Annotated in this window: 17 protein-coding genes; 6 read left to right on the forward strand and 11 right to left on the reverse strand. The window is 71.6% G+C overall.

The features are described from left to right. Positions 1 to 210 (forward strand): hypothetical protein (locus tag ACZ7L0_RS34935; RefSeq protein ID WP_471246570.1); only part of this gene is annotated, 210 nt, incomplete at its 5' end. 476 nt (positions 211 to 686) lie between these two features. Then, a complete protein-coding gene (gene trpS, locus ACZ7L0_RS34940) occupies positions 687 to 1,718 on the forward strand; it encodes a tryptophan--tRNA ligase (protein ID WP_471246571.1) in 1,032 nt (343 codons plus the stop codon). Here trpS and ACZ7L0_RS34945 read toward each other — a convergent pair. Next, positions 1,652 to 2,653 (reverse strand): GlxA family transcriptional regulator, encoded by a 1,002-nt coding sequence (locus ACZ7L0_RS34945; RefSeq protein ID WP_471246572.1) that lies wholly within the window; start codon positions 2,651 to 2,653, stop codon positions 1,652 to 1,654. The genes trpS and ACZ7L0_RS34945 overlap by 67 nt on opposite strands. Before the next feature lie 75 nt (positions 2,654 to 2,728). Here ACZ7L0_RS34945 and ACZ7L0_RS34950 point away from each other — a divergent pair, with 75 nt between their 5' ends. Further along, complete coding sequence (locus ACZ7L0_RS34950) at positions 2,729 to 3,313, forward strand: cysteine hydrolase family protein (protein ID WP_471246573.1); 585 nt, start codon at positions 2,729 to 2,731, stop codon at positions 3,311 to 3,313. 15 nt (positions 3,314 to 3,328) lie between these two features. Here the strand turns inward: ACZ7L0_RS34950 and proC are convergent, their stop codons facing one another. The 4 genes from proC to ACZ7L0_RS34970 all read right to left on the reverse strand — a co-directional run bounded on the left by proC (position 3,329) and on the right by ACZ7L0_RS34970 (position 6,827). Next, positions 3,329 to 4,141: a pyrroline-5-carboxylate reductase gene (gene proC, locus ACZ7L0_RS34955; protein WP_471246574.1), complete on the reverse strand. Its 813-nt coding sequence runs from the start codon at positions 4,139 to 4,141 to the stop codon at positions 3,329 to 3,331. Between the two features lie 309 nt (positions 4,142 to 4,450). After that, a complete protein-coding gene (locus tag ACZ7L0_RS34960; RefSeq protein ID WP_471246575.1) occupies positions 4,451 to 5,215 on the reverse strand; it encodes an ABC transporter permease in 765 nt (254 codons plus the stop codon). After that, positions 5,212 to 6,024, reverse strand: coding sequence for an ABC transporter ATP-binding protein (locus ACZ7L0_RS34965; RefSeq protein ID WP_471246576.1), 813 nt, complete (start codon positions 6,022 to 6,024; stop codon positions 5,212 to 5,214). The genes ACZ7L0_RS34960 and ACZ7L0_RS34965 overlap by 4 nt, the downstream gene beginning before the upstream one ends. A 32-nt stretch (positions 6,025 to 6,056) precedes the next feature. Beyond that, positions 6,057 to 6,827 carry a class I SAM-dependent methyltransferase gene (locus tag ACZ7L0_RS34970; protein ID WP_471246577.1) on the reverse strand — a complete coding sequence of 257 codons (771 nt, stop codon included), beginning with the start codon at positions 6,825 to 6,827 and terminating at the stop codon, positions 6,057 to 6,059. Between the two features lie 87 nt (positions 6,828 to 6,914). Between ACZ7L0_RS34970 and ACZ7L0_RS34975 the strand changes: the two genes are divergently transcribed. Further along, positions 6,915 to 7,394 carry an SAM-dependent methyltransferase gene (locus tag ACZ7L0_RS34975; protein ID WP_471246578.1) on the forward strand — a complete coding sequence of 160 codons (480 nt, stop codon included), beginning with the start codon at positions 6,915 to 6,917 and terminating at the stop codon, positions 7,392 to 7,394. On the opposite strand, the gene ACZ7L0_RS34980 is transcribed toward ACZ7L0_RS34975, so the two are convergent. Together ACZ7L0_RS34980 and ACZ7L0_RS34985 are read right to left on the reverse strand one after the other, a co-directional pair. Continuing rightward, positions 7,388 to 7,909, reverse strand: a complete 522-nt coding sequence (locus ACZ7L0_RS34980; protein ID WP_471246579.1) for an EamA/RhaT family transporter — start codon at positions 7,907 to 7,909, stop codon at positions 7,388 to 7,390. The two genes, ACZ7L0_RS34975 and ACZ7L0_RS34980, sit on opposite strands and share 7 nt — an antisense overlap. A gap of 42 nt (positions 7,910 to 7,951) precedes the next feature. Then, entirely contained in the window at positions 7,952 to 8,290 is a 339-nt protein-coding gene (locus tag ACZ7L0_RS34985) for an SH3 domain-containing protein (protein ID WP_471246580.1), read from the reverse strand. A gap of 182 nt (positions 8,291 to 8,472) precedes the next feature. Between ACZ7L0_RS34985 and ACZ7L0_RS34990 the strand changes: the two genes are divergently transcribed. Continuing rightward, positions 8,473 to 10,629 (forward strand): serine/threonine-protein kinase, encoded by a 2,157-nt coding sequence (locus ACZ7L0_RS34990; protein WP_471246581.1) that lies wholly within the window; start codon positions 8,473 to 8,475, stop codon positions 10,627 to 10,629. Positions 10,630 to 10,681: 52 nt separating this feature from the next. Here ACZ7L0_RS34990 and ilvD read toward each other — a convergent pair whose 3' ends face one another. The 4 genes from ilvD to ACZ7L0_RS35010 all read right to left on the reverse strand — a co-directional run bounded on the left by ilvD (position 10,682) and on the right by ACZ7L0_RS35010 (position 15,156). Beyond that, positions 10,682 to 12,535: a dihydroxy-acid dehydratase gene (ilvD, locus tag ACZ7L0_RS34995; protein ID WP_471246582.1), complete on the reverse strand. Its 1,854-nt coding sequence runs from the start codon at positions 12,533 to 12,535 to the stop codon at positions 10,682 to 10,684. Between the two features lie 125 nt (positions 12,536 to 12,660). Further along, positions 12,661 to 13,278 carry a TetR/AcrR family transcriptional regulator gene (locus ACZ7L0_RS35000; protein ID WP_471246583.1) on the reverse strand — a complete coding sequence of 206 codons (618 nt, stop codon included), beginning with the start codon at positions 13,276 to 13,278 and terminating at the stop codon, positions 12,661 to 12,663. Continuing rightward, positions 13,275 to 14,096, reverse strand: a complete 822-nt coding sequence (locus tag ACZ7L0_RS35005; RefSeq protein WP_471246584.1) for a sugar phosphate isomerase/epimerase family protein — start codon at positions 14,094 to 14,096, stop codon at positions 13,275 to 13,277. The genes ACZ7L0_RS35000 and ACZ7L0_RS35005 overlap by 4 nt, the downstream gene beginning before the upstream one ends. A 127-nt stretch (positions 14,097 to 14,223) precedes the next feature. Continuing rightward, complete coding sequence (locus tag ACZ7L0_RS35010) at positions 14,224 to 15,156, reverse strand: Ppx/GppA family phosphatase (RefSeq protein WP_471246585.1); 933 nt, start codon at positions 15,154 to 15,156, stop codon at positions 14,224 to 14,226. 71 nt (positions 15,157 to 15,227) lie between these two features. On the opposite strand from ACZ7L0_RS35010, the gene ACZ7L0_RS35015 reads away from it, so the two are divergent. Next, positions 15,228 to 16,133, forward strand: coding sequence for a DUF3109 family protein (locus ACZ7L0_RS35015; RefSeq protein ID WP_471246586.1), 906 nt, complete (start codon positions 15,228 to 15,230; stop codon positions 16,131 to 16,133). Positions 16,134 to 16,227: the final 94 nt, after the last annotated feature.

Raw genomic sequence — 16,227 nt, forward strand, 5'->3', positions numbered from 1 at the left:
CTGGCGTTGATTTTTGGCACGCTGTTGAGTTCTCAAGGAACGGTCGCTTCCTTTGTACTCACCCTCTCGGGCTTTCCTCCGGGCTTCCCTTCGGTATTTCCGACTCTATCAGACTGTTTCCGGTCCGATTTCCTCGGTGCTTTCCAGGTTCTCGCTCTCGCGTTTCCCTTTCCGGCGGTTCCGACTCTATCAGATCCTTTCGGCGTCTGATTCCCCGTCAGAGGGGGTTGTCTTCCCGGTCCTTTCGGCCGTTCCGACGAGTGAGACTTTAGCGGATTCCTCGCTCCCGAGCTAATCGGGGGCTGCGTCCTATCGAACGCGGATTCCTCATTTCGCAAATGCGCGCGCCGAAACAACACGACGAAGGATCGCCGAGTGATGGCTGGTACCTGCGGAATGGCTGTCCGGGGACCGACCGGAGTCGGCTCTCACGTCGGACAACTCGAAGAACCTTACGGATGGGGTCGGGGTGTGTCAACTCTCGGGCGGACGGCACCCTGGAGGCGTATTCTGGCTCTGTGACTACGACACGTACGTGCGACCAGTACTGGTGGGCCGCCTGACGGCGGCCGTTCGTACGTGTGCACTCAACGGCCGCCGCCTCGGCGGCCGTTCTCGTTTCCCCCTCCAGGGCTCCTGAGGGTCGGCCGCCGGGACGGCGGCCCCGACCAGGAGGTGGAGTGGGGATGACGCGGGTCTTCAGTGGGATCAAGCCGACCGGGCATCTGACGCTGGGGAACTATCTGGGAGCCATGCGCCGGTGGGCCGACGTGGACCAGCACCGGTCGGACGCGGTGTTCTGCATCGTCGATCTGCACGCGCTGACCGTGGACCACGATCCGGCGCGGGTGCGCAGGCTCAGTCGGCAAGGGGCGACGCTGCTGCTGGCGGCGGGACTGGATCCGGAGCTGTGCACCGTGTTCGTACAGAGTCATGTGGATGAGCACGCGCGGCTGTCGTACGTGCTCGAGTGCGTGGCGACCGACGGTGAGATGCGGCGGATGATCCAGTACAAGGAGAAGGCCGCACGGGAGCGGGCGCGGGGCGGGAGTGTGCGGCTGTCGCTGCTGACGTATCCGGTGCTGATGGCGGCGGACATCCTGGCGTACGGGACGGACGAGGTGCCGGTGGGTGATGACCAGGTGCAGCACGTGGAGCTGACCCGGGATCTGGCGGTGCGGTTCAACCAGCGGTACGGGCACACGTTCGTGGTGCCGAGGGCGACGCGTCCGCAGGTGGCGGCGCGGGTGATGAACCTTCAGGAGCCGACGTCGAAGATGGGGAAGTCGGACGACTCGGGGCCGGGGATCGTGTACCTGCTCGACGAGCCGGATGCGGTGCGCAAGAAGGTGATGCGGGCCGTGACCGACAGCGGGCGGGAGGTCGTGTACGACCGGGAGGAGCAGCCGGGGGTCGCGAACCTGCTGGAGATCCTCGCGGCGTGTACGGGTGGGAACCCGGAGGAACTGGGCGGCGTTTACGAGTCGTACGGCGCTTTGAAGAAGGACACGGCGGAGGCCGTGGTCGAGGTTCTCCGGCCTGTTCAGGCCAGGCACAAGGAGTTGTGCGCGGATCCGGCGTATGTGGAGGGGGTGCTGCGTGATGGTGCGGAGCGGGCACGGGCCATGGCGCGGCCGGTCGTCGACGCGGCTTACCGGGCGATCGGGCTGCTGCCGGCGGCTTCTGATACGGGTGCTGTGGTGAACGCGGCCCGGTAGGCGCGTGGGCTGGTGGCGAGGCGCGAGGCGAAGTGCTGGCGCATCGTGACCTCGCTGCCGAAGCCGGCGCGGCGGGCGACCTCCGGGATGGGGAGGTCGGTGCGTTCGAGGAGTTTCTGGGCCGCGGCGATGCGCTGGTCGAGGAGCCAGCGGAGCGGGGTGGCGCCGGTGGCTGCCGTGAAGTGGCGGGCGAAGCTGCGGGGGGACATGCCCGCCAGAGCCGCCAGGTCGGCGACCGTGAGCGGTTCGTGGAGGTGGCGCAGGGCGTGTTCGCGTACGGCGGCGAGGGTGTCGGCGTCGCGGTCCGCGCGGGGGGTGGGGTGCTCGATGAACTGTGCCTGGGTGCCGGTGCGGAAGGGCGCGGTGACCATGGAGCGGGCGATGGTCGCGGCTGTCTCGGCGCCGTGGGCGAGCCGGACGAGGTGGAGGCAGAGGTCGATGCCGGCGGCCGTGCCGGCGGCGGTCCAGATGTTGTGGTCCTCGATGAAGAGGGCGTCGGGGACGACGGTGACCTGGGGGTGCTGGGCGCGCAGGAGGTCGACGAGGTTCCAGTGGGTGATGGCGCGGCGGCCGTCGAGGAGGCCTGCCTGGGCGAGGGTGAAGGCGCCGCCGCAGAGGGCGGCGAGGGTGGTGCCGCGGGTGTGGGCGCGGCGGAGCGCGTCGAGGACGGGGGTGGGTGCGGGGGTCAGATGGTCGTCCAGGCCGGGGATCACGATCAGGTCGGCGCGGTCCAGCCAGGTGAGGGCGCGGTCGGGGAGGAGGGAGAGGCCGCCGCGCATGGAGATGGGGGTGGTGTCGGTGGCCACGCGGCGCAGGTCGAAGGCGGGGGTGCCGCGGTCGGTGCGGTCGGTGCCCCAGACCTCGGTGATGACGGAGACGTCGAAGGCGCGGATGCCGGGGAAGGCGACCAGGGCGACACGGTAAGCGTTGGCCATGGGTGGCAGTAAACCATCGATCGCTGACTTTTGTAGGTCTGGGACGGGGGTGTCCCCGGCGGCAGGATCGTGGGCATGGAGATCAGGGAGAACGCAGCGCTGGTGGTCGTGGACGTGCAGAAGGGCTTCGAGGAGCTCGACTTCTGGGGCCCGCGGAACAACCCGGAGGCGGATGACAACATCGCTTCGCTCATCGACGCGTGGCAGGCGACGGGTCGGCCCGTCGTCTTCGTACGGCACGACTCGCCGAAGCCGCACTCGCCGTTGCGGCTCGGGTACGAGGGCAACTCCTTCAAGGAGTACGTGGAGCGGCGGCGCGGAAAGGGGTCCGGGCCCGAGCTTCTCGTCACCAAGACCGTGAACTCGGCCTTCCTCGGGACCCCGGATCTGGGCGCCTGGCTGACGGAGGCGGGGATCTCGCAGGTGGTGGTGGCCGGGATCCAGACCAACATGTGCGCGGAGACGACGGCCCGTATGGGCGGGAACCTCGGGTACGACGTGCTGTTCGCGTACGACGCGACGTACACCTTCGACCTGGAGGGGCCGTTCGGCTGGCGGCGCAGTGCGGAGGAGATCGCGCAGGCGTCGGCCGTCTCCCTGCACGGGGGCGGGTTCGCGCGCGTGGTGACCACGAAGGAGATCGTGGACGCGGCGGGGTGACCGCCCCCCAGGGCGTCAGTCCTTCTTGCCGGAGGCCAGTTCGCGGCTGCGGTCGCGGGCGGCTTCGAGGGCGGCGATGAGCGCGGCTCGTACGCCGTGGTTCTCGAGTTCGCGGATGGCGTTGATCGTCGTGCCTGCGGGGGACGTGACGTTCTCGCGGAGCTTGACCGGGTGTTCGCCGCTGTCGCGGAGCATGGTGGCGGCGCCGATCGCGGACTGGACGATCAGGTCGTGGGCCTTGTCGCGGGGCAGGCCGAGCAGGATGCCGGCGTCGGTCATGGCTTCGACCAGGTAGAAGAAGTACGCCGGGCCGGAGCCGGAGAGGGCGGTGCAGGCGTCCTGCTGGGACTCGGGGACGCGGAGGGTCTTGCCGACGGCGCCGAAGATCTCCTCCGTGTGGGCGAGGTGGTCGGCGGTGGCGTGGGTGCCGGCGGAGATGACGGACATGGCCTCGTCGACGAGGGCGGGGGTGTTCGTCATGACGCGGACGACCGGGGTGCCGGTGGCCAGGCGGTCCTCGATGGAGGCGGTGGTGATGCCGGCGGCTCCGCTGATGACCAGGCGGTCGGCGGGGACGTGGGGGGCGAGTTCGTCGAGCAGGGTGCCCATGTCCTGCGGCTTGACCGTGAGGATCAGGGTGTCGGCGGTCTTGGCGGCCTCGGCGTTGGTGACCGGGACGACTCCGTAGCGGGTGCGGAGTTCTTCGGCGCGTTCGGGGCGGCGGGCGGTGACCAGGAGGTCGGCGGGGGCCCAGCCGCCGCGGATCATTCCGCTGAGCAGGGCTTCGCCGATCTTGCCGGTGCCGAGGACTGCGACTTTCTGGGTCATGTTGCGGTGCCCTCCGGGGGGTTTGTCGTCCGGGGTCATCCTCGCATCGGGGGTGGGTGTGCGGGGTCGGTTGTCCGGTGGGCGGACGGGGGTTTGGCTGCCGCGGTGCCTGGGGGCCGGGTTGCCGGGGTGCCGGGGTGCGGTTCGGCGTCTAGGGTTTCGCCCCCGCCGCCCCTACCCGTTCCCATCCCCAGGGGCTCTGCCCCTTCGACCCCGCCAGGGGGCTCCGCCCCCTGGACGCCCGTTCGGCCTGGACGGCCTCGTCCTCAAGCGCCGGACGGGCTGGAGATGCGGACCGGCATCGGCCGGTCACGGTGTCCGGCGGCGGAGGGTGGCCGCTCCCAGGCCCAGTACCAGCAGCGCGCAGCCGGCCACGATCAGTACGTCCCTCACGAAGGTCGCTGTCATGTCGGTGTGGTGGAGGACCTCGTTCATGCCGTCGACGGCGTAGGACATGGGGAGGGCGTCGGAGATGGTCTCCAGGGCGGGGTGCATGGCGGGGCGGGGGGTGAAGAGGCCGCAGAGGAGGAGCTGGGGGAAGATCACCGCGGGCATGAACTGGACCGCCTGGAATTCGGAGGCCGCGAAGGCCGAGACGAAGAGGCCCAGGGCGGTGCCGAGCAGGGCGTCGAGCAGGGCCACCAGGAGCAGGAGCCAGGGGGAGCCGGTGACGTCCAGGCCGAGGAACCAGACCGCGAGCGCTGTTGCCAGGGCCGACTGGATGATCGCCAGGACACCGAAGGCGAGGGCGTAGCCGGCGATGAGGTCGCCCTTGCCGAGGGGCATGGCGAGGAGGCGTTCGAGGGTGCCGGAGGTGCGTTCGCGCAGGGTGGCGATGGAGGTCACCAGGAACATGGTGATCAGGGGGAAGATGCCGAGGAGTGAGGCGCCGATGTCGTCGAAGGTGCGCGGGCTGCCGTCGAAGACGTAGCGCAGCAGGAGCAGCATCAGGCAGGGGATCAGGATCATCAGCGCGATGGTGCGCGGGTCGTGGCGGAGCTGGCGCAGGACGCGGGTGGCGGTGGCGGTGGTGCGGGAGACGTTGAGCGCGCCCGTGGGGGTCGTAGTGGTCATCGGATCGTCTCCTTGGTGCGGTCGGCGGCGACCGCTTCGTCCACCAGGTGCAGGAAGGCCGCTTCGACGGTGTCGGCGCCGGTGCGGGTGCGCAGGGCGTCCGGGGTGTCCTCGGCGAGGATCTCGCCCTCGCGCATGAGGAGGAGGCGGTGGCAGCGCTCGGCCTCGTCCATGACGTGGGAGGAGACGAGGAGGGTGACGCCGCGGGTGGCGGCGATGTCGTGGAAGAGGTTCCACAGGTCGCGGCGGAGGACCGGGTCGAGGCCGACGGTGGGTTCGTCGAGGACCAGGAGTTCGGGGGTGCCGAGGAGGGCCACGGCCAGGGAGACGCGGTTGCGTTGGCCGCCGGAGAGGTTGCCCGCGAGGGCGTCGGCGTGGGTGGTGAGGTCGACGTCGGCGATGGCCCGGGTGACGGCGTCGTGGCGGCGGTCGGCTGCCGCGCGGCCGGGGTCGAGGATCGCGGCGAAGTAGTCGAGGTTCTGGCGGACGGTCAGGTCGTCGTAGACGGAGGGGGCCTGGGTGACGTAGCCGATGCGGGTGCGGAGGGTGGGGTGGCCGGCGGGGTGGCCGAGGACCTGGAGGGTGCCGGTGACCTTGGCCTGGGTGCCGACGATGGCCCGCATGAGGGTCGACTTGCCGCAGCCGGAGGGGCCGAGCAGGCCGGTGATCCGGCCGCGCGGGACGGTGAAGTCGAGGCCGCGCAGGACGGTGCGGGGGCCTCGGACGGCGGTGAGGGCGGTGGCCTGTACGGCGGGGGGCGGGGGCTGCTCGGCGGGGGCCCCGGGAGGGCCGGCGGCACAATTCATCATGCGATGAATAATCCTCCCGGGGCACGGCGCCGTCAAGCGATGGCCACCAGCAGCTCCACGTCGTAGACCTCCTCCACCACACCGTCGGGGAAGGCGGCCAGCAGATGGGTGCGCTCCTCGGCGAGGAAGGCCCGGGTGCTGGTTTCGTCGTGGACCAGGAAGATCGAGTGGCTGCCGATGTTGGCGAGATGGGTGTCGACGGGGACGCGGCGGCTCCAGCGGACGGTGCGGTGGGCGAAGTGGAGGCGGCCACTGGGGTCGGCCTGTGCGAAGCGGTCGATGTCGCCCTTCGTGGCATCGGCGCGCACGCCGAGGTGGCGCTGGACGCGGTCCGTCTGGGCGGCGACCCACGGGACGTCGAGCGGGCGGATGTTCCACCACAGCGCGAGGGCTCCGCCGGGGCGCAGGACGCGCAGCGCCTCCGGGACCGAGTGGGCCGGGTCGGTCCAGTGCCAGGCCTGGGCGTAGGTGAGGAAGTCGGCGCAGGCGTCGGCCAGGGGCAGGGCGTTGCCGTTGCCGCGGACGAGCGGGACGTCGGGGAGGGCGCGGTGGAACTGGGCCGCCATGCCGTCACCGGGCTCCACCGCGAGCACGTCGGCGCCGCGGGCGTGGAGCAGCACGGTGGCGATGCCGGTGCCGGCGCCGACGTCGACGACCCGGGCGCCGGTGAGGGGGCGGGCGGCGAGTTCTTCGAGGGTGTCGAAGAGGGCGGGCGGGTAGGAGGGGCGGTTCGCGGCGTACTGGGCCGCGGCGGTGTTGAAGGAGTGGGCACGGGAGGGGGAGGGCGAGGGAGTCGTGGTCATACGCTCATGCTGGCCGCTGCGGCCCCGGGCCTGCCGTCAATTACGGTGAACGCCTTTCCTTGATCCTTGCTTTGAGGGTGGGCAGGCATGGCTGAGCAGAGCACGGAACCGGTGGTCGTCCGTCCGGTGGGCCGCGTGGTCGGCGGGCGGGCGGAGGTCCGGGACGACGACTGGGGTGCGGTGCGGGCGGTCATCCGGGTCGACGGGGAGCGGTACGCCCCGGAGGCGCTGGCCGGGCTGGACGGCTTCTCCCATCTGGAGGTCGTCTACCACTTCGACCGGGTGCCCGAGGAGCGGATCGAGACCGGCGCCCGGCATCCGCGCGGCAACACCGACTGGCCGAAGGTGGGCATCTTCGCCCAGCGCGGCAAGAACCGGCCCAACCGGATCGGGGTCTCGCGGTGCCGCGTGCTGCGGGTGGAGGGGCTGGACGTGCACGTCGAGGGGCTGGACGCGGTGGACGGGACGCCCGTGCTGGACATCAAGCCGTACATGGCGGAGTTCGGCCCGCAGGGTGTGGTGAGCCAGCCGGAGTGGGCGACCGCGATCATGCGCCGGTACTACTGACGGCGGCGCTTCTTCGAGGGGTTCCCGGTGCGGCGGGTGGAGCGGCGGACGTGCTGCTCGCGGGCCTGTTCGTATTCGGCGCGGTGCAGTTTCTCGCCGGGGGCCTCGGTGAGGGAGCGGAGGAAGTACGCGGCGAGGGAGCCGACGAAGCCGATGGCCAGCAGTCCGCGCAGGGAGGCCTGGCGTTCGGGGTCGGGGCGCTTGCCGAAGCCCTCCCAGGTGTTGCGGAAGGCGAGCGCGCTGCAGACCGCGAACATCGCGACGACCAGTACGGTCACGAAGCCTCCGCTGCCCGCGATCTGCACGCCCTGGTAGGCGAAGCGCAGGACGAGACAGGAGGCGACGGCCGCCGCCAGTGAGCCGACGGCGACGGCCGCGCGGCGGGCCGCGTAGCCGTTGTCGTGGTTCACCCAGGTCGTTCCGAAGAAACGCAGGGGTTCGGGGCGGGGGCCGTCACCGGGGGTGGCGCCCGTGGAGCCCGCCGGGGTGGCCGCGGTGCCGGTTTCGTCGCTCACGGGACGATTATGGCTGGCGGGCGGGGCGGGCTCCGTACGGGGTCAGCCGCAGCGGGAGGCCACGTAGCCGTCGGTGCCCGTGTGGATGTACGCGTCGGACACGTACTGGCCGTCGTCGATGTTGTCCCAGAGCTTGCTGGTGCCGTACGGCCCCGTGACCGTCTGGCCCGGCGTCTGGCAGAAGATCGGCACCTTGGCGCCCTCGGCCAGGGTGCGGACGAGGCTGTAGGTGGTGCCAGGGCCGCTGCGGACGTTGAGCCGGACGCCCGGGGCGACCGAGTAGTAGCGCACGGCCGCATCCACGGCGGTGACGACCGCCTGCCCCTCTCCGCTCTCGACGCCCTCGACGCCGTCGACCGCTCCGGTGTCGGTAACAGACATGTGAACTCCCCCCGTTCGACCCCATGACTGCCATGGGGTCCCGTTGATTCCCCTGAACCGCGCCTCGAAACACGCGAGTGCGACTCGCTCACGAACGCTAGCAAGCCGCCTCTGTCTCGTACGAGTCATCGACTAGGCTCCGTGCGTCGCGCGCGCGGTCGAACAGCACGGGGGTGTGTCCCATGGCGCCACAGCGAGACGCCGGAGCGGGCGCGGAAGCGGAACTTCCCGAGTACGCCGGTCACTACCGCCTTCAGTCGCGCCTGGGCTCCGGCGGCATGGGCGTCGTGCACCTGGCCCGCAGCACCTCCGGGATGAAGGTCGCGGTGAAGGTGGTGCACGCCGAGTTCGCCCGGGATCCCGAGTTCCGGGGCCGGTTCCGGCAGGAGGTGGCCGCCGCCCGGCGGGTGAGCGGCGCTTTCACCGCGCCCGTCGTGGACGCCGATCCGGAGGCCGAACGGCCCTGGATGGCGACGCTGTTCATCCCGGGACCGACGCTGGCCGAGCAAGTGAAGGAGCACGGGGCCATGGCCCCGGACCGGTTGCGCCGGCTGATGGCCGGGCTGGCCGAGGCACTGCGCGACATCCACCGGGTGGGGGTCGTGCACCGCGACCTCAAGCCGAGCAACGTGCTGCTCGCGGAGGACGGGCCCAAGGTCATCGACTTCGGGATCTCCCGCCCCAAGGACAGCGAACTGCGCACCGAGACCGGGAAGTTGATCGGAACGCCGCCGTTCATGGCGCCCGAGCAGTTCCGGCGCCCCCGCGAGGTGGGCCCGGCCGCCGACATCTTCGCCCTCGGGTCGGTCATGGTGCACGCGGCGACGGGGCGCGGGCCGTTCGACTCCGACAGCCCCTATGTCGTCGCCTACCAGGTCGTGCACGACGAGCCCGACCTGACCGACGTACCGGAGAACCTCGCACCGCTGGTGCTGCGCTGCCTCGCCAAGGAGCCGGAGCAGCGGCCCACGCCCGACGAACTGATGCGGGAACTGCGGTCGGTGGCGGCCTCGTACGACACGCAGGCGTTCATACCGGCGCAGCGGACGGGCGGGACACGGACCGGCCCGGACGAAGGGGTGCAAGAGAAAGAGGGAGCGGTAGCGGAACCGGTCGCGGAGCCTTCGGTCGCTGAGGCCGCAGGGCGGTCCGGGAGGCGCCGAGTCGTCCGGTGGGCGGCCGTGGCGGCCGGGGTGCTCGCTCTCGTGGTCGGCGGTGCGGTCGCCACGGTGCGGTTGCTGGACGACCCCTCCCCCGCGCCGACGGCGGGCGGCTCGCACTCGGAAGCCGTGTCGGCCGGGGCGTTCACGCCGTGGACGGCCAGGCCCGGGTCCGCTGCCGCCGGTGCGCCTCAGTGCTCGTCCACCGCCGATGCGCTGGTCTGCTCACAGCCGGGACGGCTCTACGCCCTCTCCCCCGCCGACGGCACTCTGCTCTGGCGGCACTCCGCCGACACGGCGGTCGGCAGCGGACCGCCCGTGCTGTCGGGTGGGCTGGTGCAGGTCGTGACGGACCAGGGGCAGCGGGTGGAGGCGCTCGATCCGGCGTCCGGCAAGCCCGGTCGACGGCAGGACATCGCCACGCACGGCGGGCTGCGGTTCGCCGGCGGCACCCTCCTGCTCACCGGGACCGACGGGACGGTCACGGGTGTGGACAGCGCCTCGGGCAAAACGAGGTGGCACCGGCGGATCCCGGGGCAGACGACGCCGTCGTTCGCGTGGTTCACCGGGGACCGGCCGGCGTACGCGACGAGTACGTCCGCCGACGGGTCGAGCACGCGGGTCACGGCGGTGGACCCGGACACCGGTGACGTGCTGTGGGAGGCCCGGCTCGACGGATCCCTGCAGCCCGTCGGGACCAGCGGCGGATCCGTCTACTTCCTCTCGGTCGACCGGGTCTACGGGGCCACGCGGGCGGTGGTCCGCTACACCCCGAAGTCCAAGGCGGTACGACGGGTGGCGCTGCCCGCGCCCCGGGAGGGCGTCCATGCCGCGGTGCGTGGAGGCGTGGTCTACCTGCTGGCCACCGGGGGCTCGCTGGAGGCCGTGGACACGAACGCGCGCCGGCAGCTGTGGGGGCTGGAGACCGCCGTGATCCGCGGCTCGACGCCGGTCGTGGACGGCGGGCATGTGTACGTCACGGCTCCCGACGGGCGGCTGCTCGCCGTCGACGCGCGGCACGGCAGGCTCCTGGGGCAGACCCGGGCACGGCTCGGCACGCACGCCGACCGGGTCGCGGCCACCCTGCCCGAGCCGGTGGTCATCGGCGGCCGTGTCTACGCCGGCGCCCCCGACGGCACCGTCTTCGCCGTCGACGGACGCACCCCCGCCGCCTGGTGACACACGAAGGGGCCGCCCCCGGTGGAGGCGGCCCCGAGGCGAGGCAGGGGACTCAGCCCAGCTTGGTCACGTCCCGCACGGCGCCCTTGTCCGCGCTGGTCGCCATCGCGGCGTAGGCGCGCAGGGCCGCCGAGACCTTGCGCTCGCGGTTCTTCGGGGCGTAGGCACCGCCCAGGGCCTGCTCGCGGCGGGACAGTTCCGCCTCGTCGACCAGGAGGTCGATGGTGCGGCCCGGGATGTCGATGCGGATGCGGTCGCCGTCCTCGACGAGGGCGATGGTGCCGCCGGAGGCCGCCTCCGGGGAGGCGTGGCCGATGGAGAGGCCCGAGGTGCCGCCGGAGAAGCGGCCGTCGGTGATCAGGGCGCAGGTCTTGCCCAGGCCCCGGCCCTTGAGGAAGGAGGTCGGGTAGAGCATCTCCTGCATACCGGGGCCGCCCTTGGGGCCCTCGTAGCGGATGACGACCACGTCGCCGTCGGTGACCTGCTTGTTGAGGATCTTCTCGACGGCCTCCTCCTGGGACTCGCAGACCACCGCCGGGCCCTCGAACGTCCAGATCGACTCGTCGACGCCGGCCGTCTTCACCACGCAGCCGTCGACGGCGAGGTTGCCCCTGAGGACCGCCAGGCCGCCGTCCTTCGAGTAGGCGTGCTCGACGGAGCGGATGCAGCCGCCCTCGGCATCGTCGTCCAGGGCCTCCCAGCGCTCGGACTGGGAGAAGGCCTCGGCCGAGCGGACGCAGCCGGGCGCCGCGTGCCACATTTCCACGGCCTCGGCGGAGGGCGAGCCGCCCCGCACGTCCCAGGTCTTCAGCCAGTCCGCCAGGGACGGGCTGTGGACCGCGTGCACGTCCTCGTTGAGCAGGCCCCCGCGGTGCAGTTCGCCGAGCAGGGCGGGGATGCCGCCGGCGCGGTGCACGTCCTCCATGTAGTACGTGCGGCTCTTCGCGACGTTCGGGGCCACCTTCGCCAGGCAGGGCACACGGCGCGAGACCGCGTCGATCTGCTCCAGGCCGAAGGGGACGCCCGCCTCCTGGGCGGCGGCCAGCAGGTGCAGGATCGTGTTGGTCGAGCCGCCCATCGCGATGTCCAGGGCCATGGCGTTCTCGAAGGCCGCGAAGGTGGCGATGTTGAGCGGCAGGACCGTGTCGTCGTCCTGCTCGTAGTAGCGGCGGGTGATGTCCATGACCGTGCGGGCCGCGTCCTCGTAGAGCCGGCGGCGGGCCGTGTGGGTGGCCAGGACCGAGCCGTTGCCGGGGAGGGAAAGGCCGATCGCCTCGGTCAGGCAGTTCATCGAGTTGGCGGTGAACATGCCGGAACAGGAGCCGCAGGTCGGACAGGCGTTCTCCTCGATACGGAGGATGTCCTCGTCCGAGATCTTGTCGTTCACGGCGTCGGAGATCGCGTCGACCAGGTCGAGGGTGCGGACCGTGCCGTCGACCAGGGTGGCGCGGCCGGCCTCCATCGGGCCGCCGGAGACGAAGACCGTCGGGATGTTCAGGCGCAGCGCGGCCATCAGCATGCCGGGGGTGATCTTGTCGCAGTTGGAGATGCAGACCAGGGCGTCGGCGCAGTGCGCCTCGACCATGTACTCCACGCTGTCCGCGATCAGGTCGCGGGAGGGCAGGGAGTAGAGCATGCCGCCGTGGCCCATCGCGATGCCGTCGTCGACGGCGATCGTGTTGAACTCGCGGGGGATGCCGCCCGCCTCCCGGATCGCCTCGCTGACGATCCGGCCGACCGGCTGGAGGTGGGTGTGGCCGGGCACGAACTCGGTGAAGCTGTTGGCGACCGCGATGATCGGCTTCCGGCCGATGTCCGCACCGGGTACACCGGAGGCGCGCATAAGGGCGCGGGCGCCCGCCATGTTGCGGCCGTGGGTGACTGTGCGGGACCTCAGCTCGGGCATCGTCACTCGCTCCTTCGAAGACCAACTGCGAGAGGGTTCTGACTCCCTACGAGCGTACGCCGCCGCTCCAAGGGATGGACACGCATGTCCGGAATGCGGGACGCGTGTTCCACGAACGCGGGGTGTCAGGGATTCGTCAGGTGCCCCTGGACCACCGGCGCCACCCGCGCCACGATCTGCTCCAGGTCCGCCGACGCCAGCGGCTCCACCTTGATCACGTACCGCAGCATCGCGCACCCCACCAGCTGCGCGGCCGCGAGCTCGGCGCGCAGCTCGGCGTCGGGGAGGTCGAGCTGGACGGCGATGCGGCGCAGCAGCTGGCTGGCGACCAGGCGGCGGAAGACGGCCGCCGCGGTCTCGTTGTTGACGGCCGAGCGCAGGATCGCCAGCAGGGGCGTACGGGTGGTGGGGTTCTCCCAGATGCCGAAGATGAAGCGGGTCAGCCGCTCCCCCACCCCGTCCAGGGGGCCGGCGGCCACCGCGTCGGGGGCGTTCAGGGCGGGCGCGAAGGCGACCTCGATGGCCGCCTCGAAGACCTGCTCCTTGGTGCCGAAGTAGTGGTGGACGAGCGCGGAGTCCACACCGGCTGCCTTGGCGATGCCGCGTACGGAGGTCTTCTCGTAGCCGCGCTCGGAGAACTCCTCGCGGGCGGCGGCCAGGATCCGGTCGCGGGTGTCGGCCGACTCCGTACGCGGGGGCCGGCCGCGGCGGCGCGCGCCGGCCTCGCCGGTGGCCCCGGTCACCGCCGGGGCACCTTCACGGCGGACGCCAGGTGCAGGCGTGTGAAGGCCAGGGCCTCGGCGAGGTCGGCCTCGCGCTCGGCGCTGGACATCGCGCGCCGGGTGTTGACCTCGATGACGACATGGCCGTCGAAGCCGGTCAGCGCGAGCCGCTCCAGCACCTCGGCGCAGGGCTGGGTGCCGCGGCCGGGGACCAGGTGCTCGTCCTTCGCCGACCCCCGGCCGTCGGCGAGGTGGACGTGGCCGAGGCGGTCGCCCATCCGGTCGAGCATGTCGAGGGCGTCCGTGCGGGCCGTCGCCGCGTGGCTGAGGTCGATCGTGAAGTGCCGGTAGTCGTCCTGGGTGACGTCCCAGTCGGGGGCGTACGCGAGCATCTCGCGGTCGCGGTAGCGCCAGGGGTACATGTTCTCCACCGCGAACCGGACGTCCGTCTCGTTCGCCATCCGCCAGATCCCGGTGACGAAGTCACGGGCGTACTGCCGCTGCCAGCGGAACGGCGGGTGCACGACGACCGTGCCGGCGCCGAGCTTCTCGGCGGCGGCCCGGGCGCGCTGCAGCTTGACCCAGGGGTCGGTGGACCACACGCGCTGGGTGATCAGCAGGCAGGGGGCGTGCACGGCCAGGATCGGGACCCCGTGGTAGTCGGACAGGCGCCGCAGCGCCTCGATGTCCTGGCTGACCGGGTCGGTCCACACCATGACCTCGACGCCGTCGTAGCCGAGGCGCGCGGCGATCTCGAAGGCCGTCGCCGTGGACTCCGGGTACACCGAGGCCGTGGAGAGGGCGACCTTCGCATCTGGGATGCGGACGGGATCTGCCATGGGGGACAGGTTACGGGGTGCGGTTCCTGGATTGCGGGGTTCCTGTTCGCCGTTGTGGTGTTTGCCACGGGGCGGACGCGGGATGGGCGCGGCCTCCTCCGTGGCTTGTCGCGTCCCTCGCGGGCGGCTACGCCGACCCCATGTGGTCCAGTCGCCGCAGGATCACGCCCTCCCTCAGCGCCCACGGGCAGATCTCCACGTTCTCCACGCCGAAGAGGTCCATCGTGGCCTCGGCCACCAGGGCGCCGGCGAGGAGCTGGCCGGCGCGGCCGTCGGAGACGCCGGGGAGTTCGCAGCGCTGGGCGGCGGTCATGCCGGCCAGGCGGGGCACCCAGGCCTCCAGGGACTCGCGCTTGAGCTCGCGCTGGACGTACGGGCCGTCGGCGGAGCGGGCCGCGCCGGCGATGCGGGCCAGCTGCCGGAAGGTCTTGGAGGTGGCGACCACGTGGTCGGGGGCGCCGAGGCGGGTGAATTCGCCGACCGTGCGGGCGATCTCGGTGCGCACATGGCGGCGCAGCGCCCTTATCGCCTCGGGGTCGGGCGGGTCACCGGGCAGCCATCCGGCGGTGAGCCGGCCCGCGCCGAGCGGCAGGGAGACGGCCGCGTCGGGCTCCTCGTCGATGCCGTAGGCGATCTCCAGGGAGCCGCCGCCGATGTCCAGGACCAGCAGTTTCCCGGCCGACCAGCCGAACCAGCGGCGGGCGGCGAGGAAGGTGAGGCGGGCCTCCTCCTCACCGGTGAGGACCTGGAGCTCGACGCCGGTGGTGTCCTTGACGCGGGCCAGCACCTCGTCGGCGTTGCTCGCCTCGCGCACCGCGGACGTGGCGAAGGGCAGCAGGTCCTCGACGCCCTTGTCCTCGGCGGCGCGGAGCGCGTCCTGGACGACGCCGAGCAGTTTGTCGACGCCCTCGGTGCCGATGGCACCACTGTCGTCGAGCAGTTGGGCGAGCCGCAGTTCGGCCTTGTGCGAATGCGCGGGCAGGGGGCACGCGCCGGGGTGTGCGTCCACCACCAGCAGGTGCACCGTGTTCGAACCCACGTCCAGGACACCGAGTCTCATGTACGGAACGCTACTGCCAGCGCGGCCGTCCGCAGGCCCCGGTGCGGTCTCCGGCCACTTACCCTGGATGCGTGCCAAAGACGAAAAAGGCGAAGCCCGACAAATCCTCCACGGGATCGAAGGATTCTTCGCAGGCGAAGGCGTCCAAGTCCAAGAAGGCCCCCAAGGTGAACGCGAAGGCGAGCGACGAGAAGGGGCTCGACTTCGCGCGCGCGTGGGTGGAGTTCCCCGATCCGGCGGACGACGAGCAGGTCTTCCGGTGTGATCTGACATGGCTGACCTCCCGGTGGAACTGCATCTTCGGCAGTGGCTGCCAGGGCATCCAGGCGGGCCGCGCGGACGACGGGTGCTGCTCGCTGGGCGCCCACTTCTCCGACGAGGACGACGAGAAGCGGGTCGCCGAGCATGTGGCGAGGCTCACGCCGGACATCTGGCAGAACCACGACGAGGGGCTGGCGCACGGCTGGGTCTCGGAGGACGAGGACGGCTCCCGCCAGACCCGTCCCTTCCAGGGCTCGTGCGTCTTCCAGAACCGGCCGGGCTTCGCGGGCGGCGCGGGCTGCTCGCTGCACATCCTGGCGCTGCGCGAGGGCCGCGAGCCGCTGGAGACCAAGCCGGACGTGTGCTGGCAGCTGCCGATCCGGCGGACGTACGACTGGATCGACCGGCCCGACGACACGCGCGTCCTGCAAGTGTCGATCGGTGAGTACGACCGCCGGGGCTGGGGTCCGGGCGGCCACGACCTGCACTGGTGGTGCACGTCGGCGACCTCCGCCCATGGCGCGGGCGATCCGGTCTACGTCTCCTACCGGGCCGAGCTGACCGAGCTGATGGGCAAGGCCGGTTACGACCGCCTGGTCGAGCTGTGCGAGCAGCGGCTGGCGTCCCGGCTGCCGCTGGTGGCTCCGCATCCGGCGGATCCGGCGACGGTGGAACCGGTTACGGCGGTGGATCCGGCGGACACGGTGACCGGCTGAGGACCGGTGACGCTGTGGGCCCGGGGACCGCTGCGGGCCCTGGGACCACTGCGAGCCTGGGGACCACTGTGTACCTGGTGACCGCTGTGGACCT

The organism is Streptomyces sp. NPDC039424 (assembly GCF_055639495.1).